This window comes from Rhodococcus sp. PAMC28707 (genome assembly GCF_004795915.1).
Taxonomy (GTDB): domain Bacteria; phylum Actinomycetota; class Actinomycetes; order Mycobacteriales; family Mycobacteriaceae; genus Rhodococcoides.
The window spans coordinates 1,261,992-1,278,033 of the sequence record NZ_CP039253.1; the positions used below are offsets into that span (position 1 = coordinate 1,261,992).

Consider the following 16,042-nt stretch of genomic DNA (forward strand, 5'->3'; position numbering starts at 1 on the left):
CCGGTCTTTTCGATTCACACTCAGAATTCGATTTTCAGCCTGTCACTCACCGGGCGTGCTTGGCAGGCGAGAATGTATCCCTCTTCGATGTCGGCAGGATCGAGTATGGAAGAATTCGCCATCTCTACTTCACCGTCGAGGACACGGCAGGCGCACGAACCGCATTCGCCCTCTCGGCACGAATACGGAACGTCGAGATTCTTGGACAACATCACGTCGACGAGCGTCGAGCTACGAGGCCAGGTCATCTCGTGAGATTCACCGTCGATCTCGACCTCTACCGACGCAGGTGCGGGCGCGTCGGTAGCGTCGAGTGCGCTCAGATCTTCGATCACCGGCGCAAAAGGGTCTCCGGTCAGTGAGACGAAAATTTCCGTGTGGATCTTGCTTCGCGACGCACCGGCGGATGTCAGCGACCCGTGGATGGCATCCATGAACGGCTTGGGCCCACAGATATATGCGTGTCTGTCGATCCAATGCTGCGACAGCGTTGCCAGTTGGCCGATGGTGGGTCGCCCCTGCACAGATTCCAGCCAGTGGACGATGGTCAGTCGATCGTCGAATTCGGCGGCCAACTCTCGTAGCTCCGTAGCGAAGATGACCGAGTTCTCGTCACGATTGGCGTAGAGCAGCGCAACCTTGCCATTGCCCTGGTCGAGAATCGATTTCAGGATCGACATCACCGGGGTGATGCCACTGCCTGCTGCGAAGAGCGCGACGTCTTCGTCGAGGTCCACCACGGTGAACACCCCAGCCGGAGGCAGCACTTCGATGCGATCCCCGACAGCGACGTTGTCGCACAGCCAGTTCGAACCGAAGCCACCGTCGGTGCGTTTGACCGTCACCTTGAGGTGTTCGTCGGTGAACGGCGAACTCGCCAACGAATAGCAACGCGCCACCGAGCCTTCGCGCTCACTCGGAATCCGCAACGTCAGAAACTGGCCCGGCTTGTACTTCAAGCGCTCCCGACTGTCGGTAGGTACGTCGAAGACCAACGAGCGCGCGTCCGCGGTCTCCTCTACTACGGCAGCAACTGTCACCACCACCGACCGTGTACTGCGCGGCGCCTCGACCAATGTCATCGCGTTGTGCCCTTTCCGATGCGAAAAATATCCAGGCTGACTATACTTTCGCCTCGAGTTCTGTTCCGGCCGCTCCCGCTGTGCGAGACTCGGCCGGAAGAGAAATCATCCCCAGCGCGACTGTCCGCCGTCGAGAGGAATCGTGGCTCCGGTGAGATAGCCGGCATCATCGCTGACGAGGAACACCACGGCGCGGCCGATATCTGCTTCCGGATCGCCGACCCGTCCGAGCGGAATACTCTCGACGAACTCGGCTGCTTCCTCTGGATTCTTGCCCATCCATCGTTCCAGGGCCGGGGTCTTCGCGTGCGGGGCCACTGCCAGAACGCGGATTCGGTCCTCGCCCCATTCGCAGGCAGCGGACCGGGTGAGCGAGCGCATTCCCTCTTTGATCGAAGCGTAGGCACCGTAGTTACTCGCGTCCCAGCGCACCGACGCCGCTGTCACCATATTGATGATCACGCCGCCCCCACGCGCCTTCATGTGTGGATGACACAGTTGCATCAAGCGCAGGGCTGCCAGGGGCCCCGATGCAAAAGATCTTTCGTACTCTTCGTCGACAATCGACAATATCGGTCCGGGCTTGCAGTCGTTGGCGTTGTTCACCAGGATGTCCACTGACCCAAGAGCACTCACGGTCTGTTCCACAGCGGCAACGATGTCCGCTCGATCTTTCACATTGCAGACGACTGCTTCGCTACGAACTCCGATTTCGGTCAGCATTGCGCAGGTGTCGTGCAGTTTGCTTTCGGTGCGGCCGGCAACGGCAATGGACGCGCCTTCCTTTGCCAACGCAAGTGCGATACCTTGGCCGATACCTTGACCCGCACCCGTGATGAGTGCAACCTTGCCGTCGAGCTTTCCCATTTTCACTCCTGATATCTAGAATTGAATTCTTCGGACTGCTTGTCTGCCGACCATAACCGGATGTGTTCTCTTCAACAATCGGCATTTCACCGATTCCACCATCATCGAAAAAGGATTTACTGTGACAACCCCCAGAGCATTCGACTTCTCCCATCGCAGCATCGTCGTCACCGGCGGCACCAAAGGTATCGGCTTCGAAATCGCCACCGCGTTCTTGGCGGCCGGTGCTGACGTAATGGTCTGCGGCCGCACAGTCCCCGAGACGTTGCCGAGCTTCGACGGACGCAGTGCGAAATTCCGTGCAACGGACGTCCGCGACCCGGCCGACGCCGCCGGATTGATCGAGGATGCTCTCGCAGCCCACGGCCGACTCGACGTGCTGGTGAACAACGCGGGCGGCTCACCGGACGCCGATGCTGCAACCGTCTCACCACGATTCGTCGAGAAGATCGTGGCATTGAATCTTCTCGCACCTTTCAATGTGTCGCAGGCCGCCAACGCGGTGATGCAGACGCAACCCGAAGGTGGCTCGATCGTCAACATCGGTAGCGTGTCCGCACACGATCCGCAACCCGGAACCGCTGCTTACAGTGCAGCCAAAGCCGGTCTTCTGGTGCTCACCAAGGCCCTTGCGTTGGAGTGGGCCCCGAAAGTGCGGATCAACCACATCACGACCGGTCTGATCCGCACCGACAGCGCCGCCGCGGTGTACGGCGACGATGGCGGTGCGGCTGTAGTTCGTACCCTTCCGATCGGCCGGATGGCCGTTCCCGCAGACATCGCCGGAGCGTGCTTGTTCCTCTCCAGCGAGTGGGCGTCTTACGTCAACGGTGCCGACCTCGCCGTGCACGGAGGAGGCGAATACCCCGCTCGTTACCTGGCAACCCATCCCTGATCTCGGTCGCTCATTCTCCCGAGTGGAACCGCGCACGGGCTCCGGCGATGACCGGCTGCCCGTCGCGGACCAACTCGAAGGCGGTGCCGTCGGACTCGTCCCACGAGAGCAAGTCCGGTGAGTCACCGGGGAACAGCGGGGCTGCGAAGCGTCCGCTCACGCTGGCGAGGTCAGCCGGATGGACTCCGAGCCTGCTGGCAAGTGCAAGAGTGCTCGCCGCCAGAGTGCAGAGACCATGCATGATCGGTCGCGGCTGGCCGATGGCCTCAGCTGCAGCCGGATCGATGTGGATATGGTGACGATCGCCGGTGAGGCGGTACAACGCAGCTTGATTCGAGCTGGTGCGGAGCACATCGGTCGAGGAAGGACTCTGCTCGGGTCGGGTCGTTTTCGCCGGTCCTCGCTCGCCGCCGAAGCCACCCGATCCCGGCGCGAAGATTGCCCAGGTTGCCACGAAGAACGGCGATTCGACCTTTACCTCGAACACGGCCGCCGCGCCCTTGTCCCACACCTCGCCCACCGATGCCCGCATGGTGACCGAACCACTCGTGGGCAGCGGGGCGATGACCTCCATGCTTTGTGAGCCGTGAAGTGCAGTGGTGGTGTCGAAGCCGCCGCGTGAGCCCAACTCGTCGGGCGCCCATTGTGCGAGGGTCAACGCGAAGGTGGGCAGAACACGAAGATTCTTCTCGAAGACGAGATCCAACTGGCCGGCGTCTGCACCCACCGCCAGCGCGTAGAGGATGGCGTCCTTCTCTTCGTAGGACACCGTCCGGGTGCCGAGATCCACGCCCTTCCACTGGTCCGGGGACGTGGGGGTCTGCTCGGAAAGGCTCATTGCTCGCGTCCTAGGATCAGCCCACTGGTGGGCACGGCTGTACCGGCGGTGACCAGTACGTTGTTCACTTCGTTCGGTTGGGTAGTCGACGTCCCGCGCAGTAGGCGCACGGCTTCGGCGATACCGTTCACCCCGTGTAGATAGGCCTCCCCCAGCTGGCCTCCGTGCGTATTGGTGGGCAAGGATCCACCGATATCGAGATTTCCTTCGCGAATGAAATCCTTCGCCTCGCCGCGCCCACAAAAGCCCAGTTCCTCGAGCTGCGGAAGAACCAAGGGAGTGAAGTGGTCGTAGAGGATTGCGGCAGAGATATCAGCAGGCGTCAACCCACTCTGGCCGTACAACTGCTTCGCCACCACTCCCATTTCGGGGATGCCGGTGATCTCGGGGCGGTAGTAGCTCGCCATCATGTGCTGATCTCGACCCGATCCCTGCGCAGCACCTCGGATTATCGCCGGGGCGTGCTTCAGATCCCGTGCACGCTCGGCAGACACGATGACCAATGCCTGTCCCCCGTCGGTTTCCTGACAGCAGTCCAGCAAGTGCAGCGGTTCGGCGATCCATCGAGAACTCTGGTGATCTTCGAGTGTGATGGGCCGGTTGTAGAACCACGCGGCGGGATTGACCGCGGCATGTGCCCGGGCCACCACGGCGACACGGCCGAAGTCTTCACTGGTCGCGCCGTATTCGTGCATGTAACGACGGGCGAACATCGCAACCCACTGAGCAGGAGTCGACAAGCCCTGCGGCGTCAGCCACGCGTACGCGGCCCTATCGGCCGTACTGTCCATCGGCCGGTCGTGCTGACCCAAGCCGTAACGCGTACCGGACCGTTCGTTGAACGCGCGATAACAGACGACGACGTCGGCGACGCCCGTGGCGACCGCCATCGCTGCCTGTTGCACGGTGGCACATGCAGCGCCGCCGCCGTATCCGATGCGCGAGAAGAACTTCAGTTCACCGAGACCGGTATTGCGAGCAACGATCGCCTCGCCGTTGGTCTCGGCAGTGAAGGTGGACAACCCGTCGACCTCGGCAGGATCGATACCGGCATCCGCCAAAGCTGCGACGATGGCCTCGCAGGCGAGCTGAAGTTCACTGCGCCCGGAATTCTTGGAGAACTCGGTCGCACCGATTCCGACAATGGCTGCAGCACCGGACAACTGGCTACTCATCGAGCACCCGGGGATTCATATGCGACAGTCACAGTCCCGTTGACATGATCACCGAGACTGTTGCGGCCGCGCACTGCCACCACAATCGTGTCGCCGTCCTTGCTGGACACCGTTCCACTCAAATGCATATCGTCTCCAGGATAGTTGGGCGCCCCGAGCCGGACCTTTATTCTTCGCACGGTCGCAGCAGGACCCGCCCACGCGCTGACGAACTGTCCCACCAGACCATTGGTGGTCAATATGTTCATGAAGATGTCCTTCGACCCACGCGCGACCGCCTGCACCGCGTCGTGATGCACGTCTTGGAAGTCGCGCGTCGCAAGCGCACCTGCGACGATCAGCGCACGCGTGATCGGCACGACCGACTCCGGTAGTTCCTCTCCCACTGCACAATCACTCGAGACTCGACCACTTACCGCGGGGTTGATCATGCGATGACCTCGACCCCGGTCGCCAAGAGGTCGCCGAGCCGGTTCAGGTCGGACGCCGCGCCGCCCAGCGTGGCGCCGATCTGCTTGCCCCACAGCAGGTAGCGATGAATCGGGTAGTCGGTGTCCACGCCGATACCACCGTGTACATGCTGGGTTCGGTGCACGACTCGCGCTCCGGCGTCGCTGGCCCACCACTTGGCCACCAACACCGAGGTACCCGGGTCCTGCTTCGCAGACAGGAGCCCGGCTGCCTGCCAGAGGGTGACGCGCATGGCTTCGAGGTCGATATAGCAGTCGGCGAGCTGATGGGCCACCGCTTGGAACGTGGCGAGCGGTCGACCGAACTGGACTCGTTCGTTCAGATACGCAACCGCCTGCGTCACTGCACTTTCGGCGACACCCAACTGAACTGCAGCCAAAGCGATTTCGGCGTAGGACTCGATCCGACCGACCGCACTACCGTCAGCTGCACCGAGAATATCGGCGCGCGCGCCCTCGGCGGTGATATCGGCGCAGAGTTCGTGCGTCGTGGACTCGTTGTCCTGGCGGCTCACACCCTCGGAGGACGGATCCAACAGAAAGAGCGCTGGGCCCGAGGGAGTCTCGGCGGAGACCACAACTCTTGCGGCCACATGCACCGACGGGACCGCAACCTTCGATCCGGTCACGCGCCAGACGCCGTCGACCTCTGCGGCGGTCATGGACGGTGCACCGCTGCCGAAGGGACCGAAACCTTCGAGTCCGACCGTCAGAATTTTCGAGCCATCGGATGCGGCGGGGAGCCACTCGCTCTTTTGCTCCTCGGTTCCGAACTCGCCGATGACCAACGCACTCACCAGGTGTGGCCACAGTGGGACCGGTGCAACCCGGCGCCCTTGTTCGACCAGCACGACGCAGAGTGCGGAGAAATCGAGGTCGCTTCCACCGAATTCTTCACCTACCGCGACACCGAGCACGCCGGTGCGGCCCAGCTCGTCCCACAGGTCCCGATCGATCCGATCCGTCGAGGCCTCCACGACCACGATTCGGTCGGTGCTTGCGCGCGCTCCGAAGACATCGCCGGCAAGTTCACCGATCGTGCGCTGCTCTTCGCTGAAACTGAAATCCATCAGTGCTCCTGAGATGAAATAGGCCGGAAGGCAGGCAAAGTCAGATCCGAGTCGGCGTCGATCCAGGTCAACTCGACGGCCATGTCGATGGTGACGTCCGCAGGCTCGATGCCGGTCATATTGGCGACCAAGCGAGTGCCCTCCTCGAGTTCGATGACAGCGACGATCAACGGATAATCGAAGGCATCGATCTGTGGGTGGTGGTTTACGACGAAGCTGTACACATGACCGCGCCCTGACGCGTCCACGGTGTCCCAGTCGGTGGATTGGCACTGTCCACACATCGGACCGGTCGGATGTCGAAGCACACCGCAGGACGCGCAACGCTGTATCACCAACCGGTGTTCGAGGGCGGCTGCGAACCAGAACGCATTGTCGTCGTTCAGCGCCGGACGGGGTCGCAGGGTGCGAGCAACTGCTTTCTGAGCCGGCCGGTACCGCAACGTACGCCACCGCTGTGTGCCGACGACCAAGTCGTCGGTATCGCGATACGTCTTGAGCGTGGTGATGAAATGCCCGACGCCGAGCCCGGTCTTCTTCTCCTCGGAAATTGCTTCGACAACTTCCGACACCTGAAGATGGTCACCTGGACGTAGCTCTCGGAAGAACTCCATATCGGAATCGGTGGCGACCACCGAGGTGAATCCGGCGTCGTCGAGGATCGCGATCAGTTCGGTCCAGGTCGGCGAAGGGTCGACTCCGGACATCTTGTCCGTGTAGGACTTCATCGTCCACACCTGGAGCATGGCGGCGGGTGCAACCGAACCGTCGGCATGCTTGGGATCCCCAACCGCCGAGTCCCCGCCCCCCATGACCTCCGTCCAATGTCTGATCATCGGCGCATTCACCGGGTCCGGTCCGAGTGTCGGTGGGACCAGTACCGCGCCCTCGAATTCGCGCAGGCGCGCGCTCACCTCGGTCATGCGTTCCTCTTGGCGCGAACCAGGCCGAGGCCCATCGTGCCGACCATGTCGCGCAGGACTTCGTTGACCCCACCGCCGAAGGTGTTCACGACGGATTGCCTGGAAATTTGTTCGATCTGGCCGCCGAGAACTGCACCGGGAGAACCGGGCCGGAGACGCCCCACTGCACCGAGGATGCCCTGCAGTGCGCGGTAGACCTCGATGTGCGTCTCCGTGCCGTAGGTCTTGATGGCGCCCGCGTCCGCTCCGGACAAGGTGTCCTGTGCGACGGCAGCGGCCATCTTCCAGTTCATCAGCCGCATCGCCTCGAGCTTGGCGTGGGTGCGTGCGAATTCGATACGTACCCAGGGAATCTCGAGTGCACCGTTGTCTTGCGCCCAGTCGAATACCTGACGCCAGAGACCGAGTGTTCGGCCGCCGAGCGCGGCGAGGCCGATCCGTTCGTGATTGAGCTGCGCCGTGATGAGCTGCCAGCCTCCGTTGATCTCGCCCACCACTTCGGCGTCCGTGATACGAATATCGCTGTAGTACGTCGAGGTGACCATCAATCCACCGACGGTGTTGATGGGCGACCAGCTGAAGCCCTCGTCGTCGGTGGGCACGATGAGAATCGAGATCCCGCGATGCTTCGGAGCATCCGGGTCCGTGCGGGCTGCGAGCCACACGTAATCGGCCGTGTTGGCGCCACTGGTGAAGATCTTGTTGCCGTTGACAACCCAGTCCTCACCGTCCCGGACTGCTTTCGTCCGCAGCGACGCGAGATCGGTGCCTGCCTCGGGCTCGGTGTAGCCGATGGCGAAAACGATCTCACCCGCCAGGATGCCGGGCAGAAAGCGTTCCTTCTGCTCTTCGGTACCGAACTTCATCAGCGTCGGACCGACCGTGTTGACGGTGACGAACGGGAACGGCAGTCCGGCCCGCTGAACCTCGTCGAAGAACACGAACTGATCCTCGGCAGAGCGTCCCTGGCCGCCGAACTCCACGGGCCAGCCGATTCCGAGCCATCCGTCTTTGCCGAGCAACCGCACTATCTCCCGAAAGTGCTCACCTCCGACACCTTGCTCTCCGGCGACGCGTCGCTTCTCCGGCGGCAGCAGCTCTGCAAAATATGTGCGTAACTCCTGTCGGAGAGCGCTCTGTTCTGGTGTTTCCTTGAGATCCATCTCAATACTCCTCGTGCCTGACTCCGGCGGTCACTACCAATGGGTGGATCGACTCAGGCGGACAGGAACCGTCGACGCCCATAGGTGTCGAATTCCTTTTCCAACAGGTTTTTGTCTTCTTCGGTCATCAACCGGTACTGAGGAGCCCCTCGACCCTCCCACCGGAAGATCAGGTCTTCGCAGCGCCAATTCTGCTGCTGCAGCTTGTTTTTGACAATTTTATTGGAACCTGTCACAGGCAGGTTCGCCGAAACTCGAAGAAAGCGCGGCGCCGACTTGGTTCCCAGGTCGTCCTGCGCGGTGAGGAACGATGCGAAGTCCGCGGCGTCGAAGGCTTCGACGTCGGGCACCTCCAGCGCAGCCATCACCTGATCACCCGAACGCGGGTCCGGCACCGAGTAGACGCCGGTGGCAATGACGTACGGGTAGCGCCGGCAGATGCGCTCGACCATCAGCGCCGAGGTATTCTCACCGTCGACCCGAATCCAGTCGCCCTTGCGTCCGGCGAAGTAGATGAAGCCGTCCTCGTCTATGTAGCCGAGGTCGCCCGTCCAATACCAGCCGTGCCGCAGCCGGTCCGAGACGGCGCTCTCGTTCTTGTAGTAGCCCTCGAAGGCCGACGCGCCGGCCATATCGACCATCTCACCGATGGACTCGTCTGGGTTGAGAACCCTTCCGTACTCGTCGCACCGGGCGAGCCCTTTCTTCTCACGCGTCTCAGGGTCCACGATTGCGATGTTCTTGTGAGCGGGACGACCGAGCGCGCCCGCCGGTGCATTCGGATCCAGCGTTACCGAACCGGCGCCTTCACTCGATCCGTAACCCTCGAACAGTTCGGCACCGAATCGCCTGACGAACTCCCCCTTGTCCTCCGGGGACGCTTCGGTACCGAATCCTCTGACGAGTGTGTTGACGTGGTCGTCCTCGGACTCCGGTGTCGCCATCAAGTAGGCGAGGGCCTTCCCGACATAGGTAAAGAAGGTCGCGCCGAAGAATCGCACATCAGGCAGGAATCCCGACGCGGAGAACTTAGGGGTCAAGCACACGACTGCGCCGTTGGCGAGAGCCGGGGCCCACAGCGCCATCAGTGCATTGCCGTGAAACAACGGCATGCAGCAGTAGTCGACGTCGTCGCGCGAATGTCCGTACTTGGCCGAGTTGGTGTAGGCGAGCCTGGCAAGTCGTCCTTGACTGCAGCGGACCGCTTTGGATGCGCCCGTCGTCCCGGAGGTGAACAGCAACAACATCAGGCTCGAACTATCGACCGACGGTGCTGCTACCGGCGCCTCTTGCATAAAACCTGCACACTTGTCGAGGTATTCGGGCTCGTCGACAACTACGAACCGATCCGGCGTCAGGCCCAGATCGAGGCTGGAAAGCATGGTCATACCGGCAGCGTCGGTGACGATCAACTGGCAGTCGACGTAGCGAATCTCGGCTTCGAGTTCCGCACCCCGCTTTGTCGGATTGATCCCGACGATCGTTCCACCGACCAGCGCCGCGCCACCGAGCCAGAACACGAATTCAGGAGTGTTCTCGAGCAGGACACCGATGTGGAACGGTCCGTCGACGCGCATCGACTCGGCGAGCGCACCGCGCGCTGCACTCTCCAGGACTACCTCGTGCCACGTCCAGTCCTGCTCGCGGGTTCGTAGTCCGTCGTGGTGATCGCCCAGTCGATCGAGAAGCATCTCCGCGATGGTCCCGCGATGCCCCTCGCCGTCCTGCACGGTGGTCTTCTTCTCGGAGGCCAAATCCTGGGTCATGCGCACATCTCTGTCGTCGTTGTTTCGATGATGCGGCTACGCAGCGGGATCGGCACGAATGTGGTCGGCGCCGAACGATCGACCTGCACGGTGGGCAAGTCGAGATCTAAAGTCATAACTGTCCTCCAAGTCCGATTACTCCCGTAACGTATCTGCGGATGGTGACTGCCCGGGGGGGAGTCTCGCTCAGTGGCAACGACCGTCTGCCACTGCGTGCTTACATGCCATCTTGTGGCGGTACACCTGCCCGAGGACGAAAGGCCCTTCGATGACCGCTTCTACAGATCCGCAGTTCTACCTCGATCAGGTGATCACCCGGCTCACCGGACCCGGCGGGAGGTTCGAACTGGCCGAGGAATCGGTACTGGGAACTCGCATGCCCGTGATGAAGAACCGGACGCGGGGAGTGGGCGAACTGCTGGCGGCGTCGGCGAAGTGGGGCGAGAGGGACTACCTCATCACTGCGGACCGCAGTTTGTCCTACGCCGAACACGCCACCGCCGCCGCCGCGTTGGCGACCGCTCTGCGCGAGGACTACGGGGTGAGCAAGGGAGACCGCGTAGCAATTCTCGGCGCCAATTCGATGGAATGGGTCATTGCGTTCTGGGCCACGCAGTCGCTCGGCGCCATCACGGTCGCTTTGAACAGCTGGTGGGTTCCCCGCGAAATCGAATACGGTGTGAAGCACAGCAGGCCCAGCGTGATCATCGCCGACGCCAAACGCGCCGCAACGCTGGCCGAGATGAAGCTCGACATCCCGGTCCTGACGATGCACGAAGACCTACCGAAGATCATCGAGCAGTACCGCGGCGCCCCGCTCCCGGTCACCGCTGTCGACGAAGACGATCCCGCAGCAATCCTCTATACGAGCGGCACGAGCGGCAAGCCCAAGGGCGCCCTGCACTCACAGCGAAATATACTCGCGGTGGTCGATTACCACCGATTCAGCGACGCTATCGTCGCCGCATTCAAAGGTGTCGATTTCGATCCGTCGCTCCCGAGCGATAAAAAGTACCTACTCACCTCGCCCTTGTTCCATATCGCCAGCCTTCACAATCTCGTGATCCCTCGCCTCGCAACCGGCAGCGCGGTCGTCATGAACGAAGGCGCCTTCGACGTCGACACCATCCTCGGCCTCGTCGAACGTGAGCGAGTGACGGACTGGGGCGCGGTGCCCACCATGGCTGCCCGTCTCGTCGAACACGGCAATCTCGACCGCTTCGATCTGAGCTCGCTGACCTCGTTCGCACTTGCGTCCGCGCCTTCGTCGATCGCGTTCAAAGAACGCTTGCGCCAAGAGGTTCCGTTCGCCAAGAACTCCCTGGTGGACAGCTACGGCCTGACCGAGTGCAGCACGGCCATCGCCGTCGCCGCCGGGCCGGACCTCGAGCGCCATCCCGGAACCCTGGGCCGACCCATCATCACCGTCAGCCTCGAGATCCGTGATCCGTTCGGTGAATGGCTTCCTGACGGCACCGAGGGCGAGATATGTGTACGTAGTCCCTTCGTGATGCTCGGATACTGGGAAGACGAAGCGGCAACCGAAGCCGCGATTGCACCGGGACGATGGTTGCGGACTGGAGACTTCGGGTTGATCGAGGACGGCAGACTTCGACTGACCGGCAGGCGTTCGGACCTGATCCTTCGTGGTGGAGAGAACGTCTATCCAGTCGAGATCGAGCAGTGCCTCGACGAACACCCCGACGTGCTCGAATGCGCGGTCATCGGAACGCCGCACACCGATCTCGGCCAAGAGGTGTCCGCGGTCGTGGTTCTTCGGCCAGGCGCTGTGCTCGAGGAAAGCGAACTGCGCGAGTGGACGGCGGAGCGGTTGTCTTACTTCAAGGTACCCACCCGCTGGCGAATCACCGGAGACAGCTTGCCCCGCAACGCAACCGGGAAACTGTCGAGGCGCGACATCAGCCTGTAAGAGAAGTCACGACAACGGCGTCGCACCGGGTGGGAACCCTGTGCGACGCCGTTCGTTTTCCAGCTTGCCCACTCGGGTCAGCGTGGACGTGGCACCGTTTTGTCGATGAACAATGCCTCGACGGATACGCATACCCGTCCGTCTGCGGTCCTGATATAGCCGACCGTGTTGATCTTGCGGCCATCGACTGCATCGAGCTTGGCAGTGACAGTCAGTGGCTCGAACAACGGTGTCGGGGAGTGGTAGCGAAGATTCAATTGTGCTGTCATGCCGGCTTTTCCGGCCCACGCATTGGCGACCCCGAGCGTGTGATCGAGCAGCAGTGCCGACACTCCTCCGTGCACGTGTCCCGGAGGACCCTGGTATGCGAGCGTCAAGACGACAGTGCCTTCGACCGATCCGTCGGACTTGCCTTCCAGCACGAGCGGAGGTGCGATCGCATTCTCGAGACCGGTCGCCGGGTCGTGCCGCGTCACGCCCTCGCCGTTCCACATGTCGATCAGTCGCTCTTCCACCGCGGGCGCATGGCTCTCCAAGTGCTGGGCCACACTGATCAGCTCCTCTGTCACCCGCTCGAGGTTCGCGTTGCCGCGATCGGTACGCAGCAGAGCATCGATCACTCGGCGTGCCGCTTGAGTGGCTCGATCGACTGCGGAATCGTTGCTGACCGAGGTCAGCACCGTACCCGAGGGACTGGTTTCATACGTGGGGTGCGAACCGGTGATCATGAGACTACTTCCATGGATGCGTGGGTCAGGATGGCTTGTCCATCGCGCTCGGGAGCCCTCGTACGGAGGATCAATCGTCCGCCCTCGTCCCAGACGGCGGTCTCCAGTACTTCGCCCGGATACAACGGCCCGGCGAAACGGACCGAGAAGTTACGAACTCGGCTCGGGTCGGAGTCCAGCAGACGGTCGACCACTGTCCGGCACACGATCCCGTAGGACGCGAGGCCGTGCAGGATGGGCCGATCGAATCCTACTGCCGCGGCGAAGCTCGGGTCTATGTGCAGAGGATTGAGGTCACCACTGAGTCGATAGAGCGCCGCTTGGTCGGGACGAGTCGAAGACTGCAAAAGATGATCCGGTTCCCGATCCGGCACGGTGTCAGTGGTGTCCGGTCCGGCCTCGCCACCGAAGCCACCCTCACCACGAGCCCAAATTTGCATCACCGTCGTGAACAGCGCACGGCCATCCATATCGGTCGCAACATGTTCGAGTTCGATCACTGCCGCCTTGCCCTTGTCCCAGATGTTCGCCACACGCGTCGTGATCTGGGCGCTGCCGGTCGTCGGTATCGGTGCATGCGCAGCCAACGATTGGCCACTGTGCAGAAGCTTGCGCAGATCCACTTCGACGCCCGGCATCTGCAGGCCTGTGCTCTTGGAGACACCCGCTGAAATACCTCCTCCAGCAACCAGAGCGAAGGTCGGCAGCACGGAGAGGTTCTTTTCGTACACCCAGCCGAGTTGACCGGGGTCGAGTGGGTTCTCTCCCGCACCGACGCCGAGGTGATAGAGGATCACATCTCGGTCGGTCCACGAGATCTCGCGCACTGTCGGCTCTGCGGACAGGGCGGTAGCGAGGTCTATAGCCATTAGGAATTCCTTCGATCTTTCGAGTGTGGTTGTCGGATGGTCACTTACCTGGCTCGGGATCCCGCGGCAGGCCCAGCAACCGTTCGCCGATGATGTTGAGCTGAACGTTGGTGGTGCCACCCGCTATCGACAGGCACTGGGCATTCAAGAACATGTGTTGCGCGGAACTTCGGGGCTGCTCACCGACCAGAGACGACGGTCCGGCCCACTCCATCGCCACTTCCCACACCTGTTGAATGTGCTCCACGCCGATAACTTTCGCGACCGAGGATTCCGCTCCGGGTTGGGCGCCGGTAAGTGTCCGCAGCGTGGTCCGCAGTGCGAGCAATCCCCCGGATTGGGCGTCACACAGAACTTCACCGAGAACTGCCGATTGCTGGGCGTCGAGGCCGCTGGGCAATTCGGCGGCGAGACTCAACAACGCCTCACCGCCCGAGCCGAGAGAGGAATCGTTCGACAACGAGACTCGTTCGTTCGCGAGTGTCGTTCGAGCCAATTTCCATCCGGCGCCGCTCTCCCCCACCAACATTTCGTCCGGAACGAACACGTCGTCGAAGAAGACCTCGTTGAACAACGATTCGCCGGTGATCTCTCGGAGAGGTCGGATGTCGAGCCCAGGGCTGTTGCGCATGTCGACGAGGAAATAGGACAAACCTTTGTGCTTCGGCACCGATGCGTCGGTGCGCGCGAGGCAGATCCCCCAGTGCGCTTCACGCGCCATGGACGTCCAGACTTTCTGGCCCTGCAATCGCCAGCCGCCGTCCACCTTGGTCGCCTTGGTACTCAATCCGGCGAGGTCGGAGCCTGCACCGGGTTCGGAAAACAGCTGACACCAACGAATGTCTCCGCGCAGGCTCGCCGGGACGAACTTCTCGACCTGTTCGGGGCTGCCATGCTCGATGAGCGTGGGCACCACCCAGTTACCGATGATCATGTCGTACGGAACGAGAGAGAACGAGGCCAATTCCTCGGCGATCACCAGTTGTTCGACGGCGTCTGCCCCTCGACCCCACGGTGCCGGAAAATGTGGAGCTGCGTAGCCCTTTTCTGCCAACAATCGGATGCGATCGGCATCGTCGGAATCGGCAATCGCAGCAAGCTCGGATCGCACCTTCGCGCGAACCTGTTCGGCTTCCGGTGGAAGCTCCACTTCGAGTGAACGCCGGGTCCCGGCGAGCGTCGCAACCGTCACCCGAGAACGCCAGGACGCGGTCGATCCGAGCATGAGCAGTAGGGTCTGCGCCCGCCGAAGGTAGAGGTGCGCGTCGTGTTCCCAGGTGTATCCGATTCCACCGAGGATCTGAATGCAGTCCTTGGTCAAGGTGAATGCAGCATCGAGCGCGGTAGCTCCCGCGACAGCAGCAGCAAGCGACACCTCTGCAGGAGGCGCACCTGCGTCCGCCGCACGGGCGGCGTCCCATGCGCACACGCGTGCTTGCTCGCTGCGAATGAGCATGCGCGCGATGCGGTGTTTGACGCCTTGGAACTGACCGATGATTCGCCCGAACTGTCGGCGCGTTCGGGCGTAGTCACCGGCGGTGCGCACCGCCCAGTCTGCAACACCCGAAGCCTCTGCGGAGAAGAGAATTGCCGCCAGATCGAACACGCGACGGGCATCGATCGAGAGGATGTCGCCGGGCTCGAGCGCGAGACTGCGCGCAGTCGCAGTTGCATTGCGCCGCAGGAGATCATAGCTCTCCACGGCAGCGATCTCGAGGCGCTCTCGCGGGACGAGGACGAAAACCGTCTTGTTCTCTGCATCGAGCGCGGCCAGCAAGAAGAGATCACCGATCTGGCCACTGACGACGAAATCCGATGCACCGGCGAGTACCGACTGGTTCGCGTCGGAAGTCAGACGCAACGAACCGGGGTGCAGCGATATCGCCCCGATCGTCGAGCCGTCGGCCAGGGCCGCAAGCTCCTCGCTGCGACCTGCTTCGTCGAGTACCGCGCTGAGAAGGACAGTCGAGAGGAACGGCCCCGGAACCAAGGCTCTGCCGAGTTCCTCTGCTACCACGGCAGTTTCACTCAATCCGCAACCTGCGCCGCCATCTTCTTCCTTCAAATGGAGGCCAAGCACGCCGAGAGCAGCCAGCGAGCTCCAGAAGGCGGGGCGCTCCTCGGTCTCGGCATCGACTGCACTGCGCAGAACGTCGGAGGTCACGGTACGGGCTGCCCATGCGCGAACCGCGTCGGTGAGGTCCCGTTCTTGTTCGGTCAACGCCATTGTCATGAAAAGTCTCGGCTCTCTCGTCGGTAGGGCGCG

14 protein-coding genes are annotated in these 16,042 nt (G+C 62.2%); 2 read left to right on the top strand and 12 right to left on the bottom strand.

Annotated elements, in window-relative coordinates:
• Positions 1-20 precede the first annotated feature (20 nt).
• Positions 21-1,082, bottom strand: coding sequence for a ferredoxin--NADP reductase (locus E5720_RS05670; RefSeq protein ID WP_136169832.1), 1,062 nt, complete (start codon positions 1,080-1,082; stop codon positions 21-23).
• A 105-nt stretch (positions 1,083-1,187) separates the two neighbouring features.
• Positions 1,188-1,949, bottom strand: coding sequence for an SDR family oxidoreductase (locus E5720_RS05675; RefSeq protein ID WP_136169833.1), 762 nt, complete (start codon positions 1,947-1,949; stop codon positions 1,188-1,190).
• A 121-nt stretch (positions 1,950-2,070) separates the two neighbouring features.
• On the opposite strand from E5720_RS05675, the gene E5720_RS05680 reads away from it, so the two are divergent.
• Positions 2,071-2,844, top strand: a complete 774-nt coding sequence (locus tag E5720_RS05680) for an SDR family oxidoreductase (RefSeq protein ID WP_136169834.1) — start codon at positions 2,071-2,073, stop codon at positions 2,842-2,844.
• Positions 2,845-2,854: 10 nt separating this feature from the next.
• Here E5720_RS05680 and E5720_RS05685 read toward each other — a convergent pair whose 3' ends face one another.
• From E5720_RS05685 to E5720_RS05715, 7 genes are read right to left on the bottom strand one after another with little or no spacing between them, the layout of a single operon-like run.
• Complete coding sequence (locus tag E5720_RS05685) at positions 2,855-3,682, bottom strand: MaoC/PaaZ C-terminal domain-containing protein (RefSeq protein WP_136169835.1); 828 nt, start codon at positions 3,680-3,682, stop codon at positions 2,855-2,857.
• A complete protein-coding gene (locus E5720_RS05690; protein ID WP_136169836.1) occupies positions 3,679-4,857 on the bottom strand; it encodes a lipid-transfer protein in 1,179 nt (392 codons plus the stop codon). The genes E5720_RS05685 and E5720_RS05690 overlap by 4 nt, the downstream gene beginning before the upstream one ends.
• On the bottom strand, positions 4,854-5,288 hold the full coding sequence (locus tag E5720_RS05695) for a MaoC family dehydratase (RefSeq protein WP_136169837.1): 435 nt from the start codon (positions 5,286-5,288) through the stop codon (positions 4,854-4,856). The genes E5720_RS05690 and E5720_RS05695 overlap by 4 nt, the downstream gene beginning before the upstream one ends.
• The gene (locus E5720_RS05700) at positions 5,285-6,397 is read right to left on the bottom strand and encodes an acyl-CoA dehydrogenase family protein (protein ID WP_136169838.1); all 1,113 of its coding nucleotides are present in this window, start codon (positions 6,395-6,397) and stop codon (positions 5,285-5,287) included. Before E5720_RS05700 ends, E5720_RS05695 begins: the two co-directional genes overlap by 4 nt.
• On the bottom strand, positions 6,397-7,320 hold the full coding sequence (locus tag E5720_RS05705) for an OB-fold domain-containing protein (RefSeq protein ID WP_136169839.1): 924 nt from the start codon (positions 7,318-7,320) through the stop codon (positions 6,397-6,399). Before E5720_RS05705 ends, E5720_RS05700 begins: the two co-directional genes overlap by 1 nt.
• Positions 7,317-8,483, bottom strand: coding sequence for an acyl-CoA dehydrogenase family protein (locus E5720_RS05710; RefSeq protein WP_136169840.1), 1,167 nt, complete (start codon positions 8,481-8,483; stop codon positions 7,317-7,319). Before E5720_RS05710 ends, E5720_RS05705 begins: the two co-directional genes overlap by 4 nt.
• A 53-nt stretch (positions 8,484-8,536) precedes the next feature.
• Complete coding sequence (locus E5720_RS05715; RefSeq protein ID WP_136169841.1) at positions 8,537-10,249, bottom strand: AMP-binding protein; 1,713 nt, start codon at positions 10,247-10,249, stop codon at positions 8,537-8,539.
• Positions 10,250-10,517: 268 nt separating this feature from the next.
• Between E5720_RS05715 and E5720_RS05720 the strand changes: the two genes are divergently transcribed.
• Positions 10,518-12,179: a class I adenylate-forming enzyme family protein gene (locus tag E5720_RS05720; RefSeq protein ID WP_136169842.1), complete on the top strand. Its 1,662-nt coding sequence runs from the start codon at positions 10,518-10,520 to the stop codon at positions 12,177-12,179.
• Positions 12,180-12,256: 77 nt separating this feature from the next.
• On the opposite strand, the gene E5720_RS05725 is transcribed toward E5720_RS05720, so the two are convergent.
• Genes E5720_RS05725 through E5720_RS05735 form a run of 3 tightly spaced genes read right to left on the bottom strand, consistent with a single transcriptional unit; the run spans position 12,257 to position 16,009 of the window.
• Positions 12,257-12,907, bottom strand: a complete 651-nt coding sequence (locus E5720_RS05725; RefSeq protein ID WP_136169843.1) for a PaaI family thioesterase — start codon at positions 12,905-12,907, stop codon at positions 12,257-12,259.
• Positions 12,904-13,776 carry a MaoC/PaaZ C-terminal domain-containing protein gene (locus E5720_RS05730; RefSeq protein WP_136169844.1) on the bottom strand — a complete coding sequence of 291 codons (873 nt, stop codon included), beginning with the start codon at positions 13,774-13,776 and terminating at the stop codon, positions 12,904-12,906. Before E5720_RS05730 ends, E5720_RS05725 begins: the two co-directional genes overlap by 4 nt.
• Positions 13,777-13,816: 40 nt before the next feature.
• Positions 13,817-16,009, bottom strand: a complete 2,193-nt coding sequence (locus E5720_RS05735; RefSeq protein ID WP_136169845.1) for an acyl-CoA dehydrogenase — start codon at positions 16,007-16,009, stop codon at positions 13,817-13,819.
• Positions 16,010-16,042 lie beyond the last annotated feature (33 nt).